The organism is Saccharopolyspora sp. NPDC002686 (assembly GCF_040295745.1).
Lineage (GTDB): Bacteria > Actinomycetota > Actinomycetes > Mycobacteriales > Pseudonocardiaceae > Saccharopolyspora > Saccharopolyspora oryzae.
Window position 1 is genome coordinate 1 of the sequence record NZ_JBEOVY010000429.1, and the last position, 5,811, is coordinate 5,811.

Sequence of the window (5,811 nt, forward strand, 5' to 3'; positions counted from 1 at the left end):
CGACCCAGATCGAGCCGAGGCGGTTGATCCACTCGGCGATCTTGCGCGCGACGGTCCGTACCGGCCAAGGCTCCTCGGGGCTCGTTGTGTTCGAACACTGTTACGCACTCACGACCGATCAGACCTGCGGCATCAGGAGGAGCCAGGTTCCGCCGAGGACCAGCGCGACCAGACCGAGGAGGTACCAGGTGGTCAGCCAGAGGCCGGGGGGCGTTCTGGTCAGGCGGGCGAGCTGGTCGGCGTCGGAGTTGGCCGCCCTGCCGCGCGAGCGCTTGCGGCTCAGCTCGCCGATCGGCCGCAGACCGCCGATGAGCAGGAACCAGCTCAGCAGGGCGCTGCACAGCGCCTGCCAGGCCGGGGTGGCGAACCAGACCACCGCGAAGACCGCGCACCCGGTCAGCAGGATCGACAGCACGCCGTAGGCGTTGCGGATGGCGAGCAGCATCGCCGCCAGCAGCACCAGGCAGCCCCACAGCATCACGTGCGCCAGGTCCGCGGTCACCAGCCACGCGCCACCGAGACCGAGCAGCGACACCGCCGGATACCCGGCGAACAGGGTGAAGACCATGCCCGGCCCGGTCGCCTTGCCCGTCGACACGGTGAGCCCGGAGGTGTCGGAGTGCAGGCGGATGCCGTTGAGCTTGCGACCGCTGAGCAGCGCGATCACCGCGTGCCCGCCTTCGTGCGCGATGGTCACGACGTTGCGCAGCGGCAGCCAGGTGGCGCGGTTGACCACCAGGACCAGCGAGATCAGGCCCGCGATCAGCGCGGCGACGTTGCCGGAGTCGAGCAGCTGCGCGGTCCACTCCCGCACTAATTCGTCCACAGTAGACACCTGGCGTTCCGGGTACAGGTCGCGCCCCACACTATCCGAACACCCGAACGACCCGACCCCGGCGATTCCCACCCCCATCCACCCCGCTCCGCCGTCCCCGATCCGGTCAAACCCGCAATTTCAATGGAAATCAGACCTCCGATTTCCATTGAACTTGCGGAAGTTCTCCACAGCCCGGACGACCTGTCCACACCCGTCGGCATGTCGGGTCCCGACACGCCGGGGGACCGCAGTTTCAATTGAAACTGCGGAACCCAGGCACGGCGGATCACAGTTTCCATTGAAACTGTGGTCCACGATGCGGGATCGGACCGAAGATCAGGCCGGGTCGGGTCAGGTGGAGGAGCGGATGATCAGGTCCGGGGTGATCGCGATGCTCCGGGGGGTTGTTTCGTCTCCGGAGAGGCGGGCGTCGAGGCCTCGGACCGCTTCCGCCGCGATCTGCTCCTGGGGTTGGCGGACCGTCGTCAGGGCCGGTTGGGCGAGTTCGGCGTAGGGGATGTCGTCGAAGCCCGCGACCAGGACGTCCTCCGGGACGCGGACACCGCTGTTCGCCAGTTCGCCCAGCACGCCGAGGGCGATCGTGTCGTTGCCGCAGACGATGCCGTCGGGCAGCGAATCCCGCTCCAGCAGCCGCCGAGCCGCCTGCTGCCCCCACTCCTTGCTGAAGTCGCCCAGCAGCACGTCATCACCATCGCCGACCGCTCGCCGGAAACCGTCCAGGCGGGCCTGAGCAGCCGAGTCGGTGGGCTGCGCCCCGACGAACACCAGCCGCCGGGCGCCGCGCTCGGTCAGGTGCCGGACCACCTGCCAGACCCCGGCCTCGTTGTCCACGCCGACCCAGCTGCCCGCGAAACCGTCCACCCGCAGGTCGAGCTGGATCACCGGGATCCGGGCCGCGGCCGTGGTCAGCGCTTCACCGCTGCGCTCGCGGTGGCACGGGATCATGATCAGCGCGTCGACGCGGCGGTCCAGCAGCGCGCGCACCTGGCGCTGCTCGACCTCCGGTTCGTAGTGCGAGTTGGCCAGCAGCAGGCTGCGCTGGCCGTCGTGCAGCTGCTTCTCGATCGACTCGACGAGCGTGGCGAAGAACGGGTTCGAGATCCGGGGCACGACCATGCCGATGGTGTGCGTGGTGCGGCTGCGCAGCGATGCCGCCACGACGTTGGGCTCGTAGTCGAGCTCGCGCGCCGCCGCGAGCACCTTGTCCCGGTTGGCCGCGCGCACTCCGCGCTGGCCGGACAGCGCGCGGGACGCCGTCGCCACCGAAACCCCGGCTCGCGCCGCCACATCGTGGATCGTGACGCCCACGCCACCTCCTCCGCTCGGGGTCGTGCGCGCTCCGTTGCCGCACGGCCGATCGGAGTGTAATCGGTTTCGCTCCGAGTTTCGCCACTTGACAGCCGGTCGCCCATCGTTCATTGTGGCCCAGCTACGGAAACCGATTACAGTTTCCGCGCTCAACGACGAGTGGAGCTGACCGTGATGGCCGACGACGGGCATCTGGAGCTGATCGGGGTCTCCAAGATCTACCCCGGTGTGCGCGCCCTGGACGCCGTGGACTTCGACCTGCGCCCGGGCGAGGTGCACGTGCTGCTCGGGGAGAACGGCGCGGGCAAGAGCACGCTGATCAAGATGATCGCCGGGGCGCACCGCCCGGACACCGGGGAGATCCGGGTGGACGGGAAGCAGGTGCGCTTCCACGGCCCCGAGGACGCCGAACGGCTGGGCATCGCCACCATCCACCAGGAGATGGCGCTGGTCCCGCAGCTGACCGTGGCCGAGAACATCTACCTGGGCCGTCCGCCCCGCCGCTTCGGCGTGATCGACCGCCGCGCGATGCGACGCCAGGCGCGCGAGCTGATCGAGCGGATGGGCCTGGACCTCGACGTGGACGCGATCGTCGGCGAGCTCGGCGTCGCGTACCGGCAGCTGGTGGAGATCGCCAAGGCGCTCAGCCTGGACACCCGCTTCCTGATCATGGACGAGCCGACCGCGGTGCTCAGCCGGTCCGAAGTGGACAGGCTGTTCAGCATCGTCGGCGACCTCACCGCGCAGGGCGTCGGCGTCGTGTTCATCTCGCACCTGCTCGACGAGGTCGCCGAGATCGGCGACCGGGTCAGCGTGCTGCGCGACGGCACCAAGGTGGGCGAGGTGCCCGCCGACACCGACCAGGCCGAGCTGGTGCGGCTCATGGTCGGCCGCAGCGTCGACCAGCAGTACCCGCCCCGCGAGGCCGAGATCGGCGACGTGCAGCTGGAGGTCCGCGGCCTGACCAGCTACGGCGTGCTGTCCGACATCAGCTTCACCGCGCGGGCCGGCGAGGTGCTGGGCATCGGCGGCCTGGTCGGCGCGGGACGCACCGAGCTGGTGCGCGCGCTGTTCGGCGCCGACCGCTACGACCGGGGCGAAGTGCTGGTCGGCGGACGCTCGATCCCGTCCGGCGACATCGCCGCGGCCCGCGCCGCCGGTCTCGCGCTGGTCCCCGAAGACCGCGCCGGGCAGGGCCTGGTGCTGGGCGCTTCGGTGGCCGAGAACCTCGGCATGGCAACGATTTCCGACCGCACCAGGGCCGGCCTGGTCGACCTCGCCGCGCAGCGGCGCGAAGCCGCGGAGTCGGTGCAGCGGCTGCGGATCCGCACCCCCGGGCTGGACCAGCCCGCGCTGGCGCTCTCCGGCGGCAACCAGCAGAAGATCGTCATCGGCAAGTGGCTGCTGGCCGAGCCGCGGGTGCTCATCCTCGACGAACCCACGCGCGGCATCGACGTCGGTGCCCGCGCCGAGATCTACGAACTCATCAACGAACTCGCCCGCGCGGGCACCACGGTGCTCGTCGTCTCCAGCGATCTACCCGAACTGCTCGGGCTCAGCGATCGCGTGCTGGTGATGGCCGATGGACGGCTGCGCGGCGAGCTGGACGGTGCCGAGGCGACTCAGGAGCGCGTGCTGGCGCTCGCCGTCTCGGCGGAGAACACCGGAGGAGAAAGCGATGCCTGACAACGAGGTCGGCACCACCCCCCGCTGGCGGGCCGCGCTCGGCCGCGCGGGCGGTCCGCTGGGCGGGCTGGTCGCGCTGGTGGTCCTGCTGGCGCTGTTGTCACCGGACTTCCTGACCCCGAACAACCTGCTCAACGTGGGCGTGCAGGCGTCCGTGGTGGCGGTGCTGGCGTTCGGCATGACGTTCGTGATCGTCAGCGGCGGCATCGACCTGTCGGTGGGCAGCGTCGCCGGGTTGGCCGGGATCGTCGCCGGCTGGGCGGTGACCTCGGCCGGTCTTCCGCTGTGGCTGGCGGTCCCGATCGGTCTGGCCGCAGGTGCGGTGGCCGGTCTGCTCAGCGGTGTGCTGATCACCGCGGGCCGGGTGCCGCCGTTCATCGCGACGCTGGCGATGCTCAGCGTGGCGCGCGGGTTGGCGCTGGTCATCTCCGACGGTCGCCCGATCGGCCTGGACGGCTGGCTGACCGAGATCGGCAGCGGTGCCCTGTTCGGCGTGCTCCCCTACCCGGTGCTGGTGATGCTGGTGATCGGGCTGATCACGGCGTTCGTGCTGCGCCGCACCTACGCCGGGCGCGCGATGTACGCGATCGGCGGCAACGACGAGGCCGCGCGGCTGTCCGGCATCAAGGTCACCCGCCAGCGGCTGCTGATCTACGCCATGTCCGGGCTCTTCGCCGCGGTGGCGGGCATCCTGCTCGCGGCGCGGCTGGCTTCGGCGCAGCCCGAAGCGGGCACCGGTTACGAGCTGGACGCGATCGCGGCGGTGGTGATCGGCGGGGCGAGCCTGGCCGGTGGTGTCGGTTCGGCGCTGGGCACCTTCGTCGGCGCGCTGATCCTCGCGGTGCTGCGCAACGGCCTGAACCTGCTCGACGTTTCGGCGTTCTGGCAGCAGGTCGTCATCGGTGCGGTGATCGCCGCGGCGGTGTTGTTCGACACCGCGCGCCAGCGTCGCCGCAGCGGGAAGCGCGGTCCGGGGCTGCTGCGCAGTCCTTCGGTGCGCCGTGCGACGGCGGCGGTGACCGCGCTGCTGGTGGTGGCCGCGGGCTGGGCGATCTACCAGCGGCAGAACGCCGCAGACGACGGCCGGCTGAAGGTCGCGCTGTCGGTGTCCACTTTGAACAACCCGTTCTTCGTCGACTTGCGCGAAGGCGCGCAGCAGGAGGCCGACCGGCTCGGCGTGGACCTGCGGGTCACCGACGCGTCCGAGGACGCCTCGCAGCAGGCGAACGCGGTGCAGAACGCGATCGCGCAGAACGTCGACGCGATCGTGGTCAACCCGGTCGACTCCGACGCGGTGGTGCCGTCGGTGCAGGCGGCGAACTCGGCGCAGATCCCGGTGATCGGCGTGGACCGCGCACCCAGCGCAGGCAACGTGGTCACCACGGTCGCCTCCGACAACGTCGCGGGTGGCCGCCTGGCCGCCCAGCAGCTGGCGGAGCAGGTGGGCTCCGGGCCGATCGCGGTGCTGGAAGGCGAGCCCGGCACGTCCGCGGCGCGGGAGCGCGGCCAGGGCTTCACCGACGAGATCCGCAACCACCCGGGCATCCAGGTGGTGGCCTCGCAGCCGGCCGACTTCGACCGGACCAAGGCGCTGGACGTGATGCAGAACATCGCGCAGGCCCACCCGGAGATCCGCGGCGTCTTCGCGGCCAACGACGAGATGGCGCTGGGCGCGATCAAGGCCCTGGGTGCCCGAGCGGGCACCGACGTCAAGGTCGTCGGCTTCGACGGAACCCCGGAGGGTCTGGAGGCGGTCAAGGCAGGCACCGAGAGCGCCGACGTGGCCCAGCAGCCGAAGCTGCTCGGCAAGGCGGCGGTGGAGCAGGCGGTCCGAGCGGCCCGCACCCACGACCTCGGCCCCGGCCAACCGACCAACATCCCGGTCCAGGTCGTCACCAAGGACACCGTGGAAGCCTTCCTCCGCGGCCAGTGACCCCCACACCGCGAACGGCCCGTTCACCTCACCAACCGAGGTGAAC

4 protein-coding genes are annotated in these 5,811 nt (G+C 70.9%); 2 read left to right on the forward strand and 2 right to left on the reverse strand.

Annotated features, from left to right (window positions below):
• Positions 1 to 118: 118 nt before the first annotated feature.
• Both ABTZ89_RS34610 and ABTZ89_RS34615 read right to left on the reverse strand, forming a co-directional pair.
• Complete coding sequence (locus ABTZ89_RS34610) at positions 119 to 826, reverse strand: M50 family metallopeptidase (protein WP_351052813.1); 708 nt, start codon at positions 824 to 826, stop codon at positions 119 to 121.
• A gap of 342 nt (positions 827 to 1,168) precedes the next feature.
• Positions 1,169 to 2,146, reverse strand: a complete 978-nt coding sequence (locus tag ABTZ89_RS34615; protein ID WP_351052816.1) for a LacI family DNA-binding transcriptional regulator — start codon at positions 2,144 to 2,146, stop codon at positions 1,169 to 1,171.
• 174 nt (positions 2,147 to 2,320) lie between these two features.
• On the opposite strand from ABTZ89_RS34615, the gene ABTZ89_RS34620 reads away from it, so the two are divergent.
• The gene (locus tag ABTZ89_RS34620) at positions 2,321 to 3,832 is read left to right on the forward strand and encodes a sugar ABC transporter ATP-binding protein (protein ID WP_351052822.1); all 1,512 of its coding nucleotides are present in this window, start codon (positions 2,321 to 2,323) and stop codon (positions 3,830 to 3,832) included.
• Complete coding sequence (locus tag ABTZ89_RS34625) at positions 3,825 to 5,765, forward strand: ABC transporter permease/substrate-binding protein (protein ID WP_351052819.1); 1,941 nt, start codon at positions 3,825 to 3,827, stop codon at positions 5,763 to 5,765. Before ABTZ89_RS34620 ends, ABTZ89_RS34625 begins: the two co-directional genes overlap by 8 nt.
• The last annotated feature ends 46 nt before the right edge of the window (positions 5,766 to 5,811 follow it).